General features: G+C 55.0%; 1 pseudogene. It reads right to left on the reverse strand.

The window, feature by feature from the left end:
• A pseudogene (gene rpoB, locus ACIQVE_RS29775) lies at positions 1-1,017 on the reverse strand (DNA-directed RNA polymerase subunit beta); the annotation flags it as partial.

Below are 1,017 nucleotides of genomic sequence, written 5' to 3' on the forward strand. Positions count from 1 at the left end.
GATGCCTTTACCGTTACGGATGTCAACCAGAGTCTTCAGTACCGCGACGATGTCTTCTTTGCACAGCACACCCGAACCTTCGATCTCGGTACGACCGATACGACGGTTGAACTTCATCCGGCCGACCGCAGACAGGTCATAGCGCTCAGGGCTGAAGAACAGGTTGTTGAACAGGGTTTCGGCAGCGTCTTTGGTTGGCGGCTCGCCTGGACGCATCATGCGATAGATCTCGACCAGCGCTTCCAATTGGTTGCTGGTGGAGTCGATCTTCAGCGTGTCAGAAACGAACGGACCGCAGTCGATATCGTTGGTGTACAGGGTCTCGATACGAACAACCTGAGCCTTGGCGATTTTGCCCAGGATCTCAACGTTCAGCTCGGTGTTGCACTCAGCCAGAATTTCGCCAGTGGCCGGATGCACGATGACCTTGGCGGTGGTGCGACCGAGGACGTAGTCCAGAGGCACGTCCAGCGTCTTGATACCGGCTTTTTCGATCTGGTTGATGTGGCGCGCAGTAATACGACGGCCCGCTTCAACAATGACCTTGCCTTTCTCATCCTGGATATCCAGAACGGCAATTTCACCACGCAGACGCGATGCAATCAGTTCCAGGCTGAGGGTTTCATCCTTCAGGCTGAATACGTTGGTGGTATAGAAAGCATCCAGCACTTGCTCAGTGGTATAGCCGAGCGCGCGCAGCAGTACCGAGGCCGGCAGCTTGCGACGACGGTCAATACGCACGAACACGCAGTCTTTCGGGTCGAACTCGAAGTCCAACCACGAACCGCGGTAAGGGATGATGCGCGCGGAGTACAACAGTTTGCCGGAGCTATGCGTCTTGCCGCGGTCGTGGTCGAAGAACACGCCCGGGGAACGGTGCAACTGGGAAACGATTACACGCTCGGTACCGTTGATTACGAAGGTACCGTTCTCAGTCATCAGGGGGATTTCACCCATGTAGACTTCTTGCTCTTTGATGTCCTTGATCGCTTTGTTCGACGATTCTTTGTCGAAAAT

The organism is Pseudomonas sp. NPDC098747, from assembly GCF_044760045.1.
Taxonomy (GTDB): domain Bacteria; phylum Pseudomonadota; class Gammaproteobacteria; order Pseudomonadales; family Pseudomonadaceae; genus Aquipseudomonas.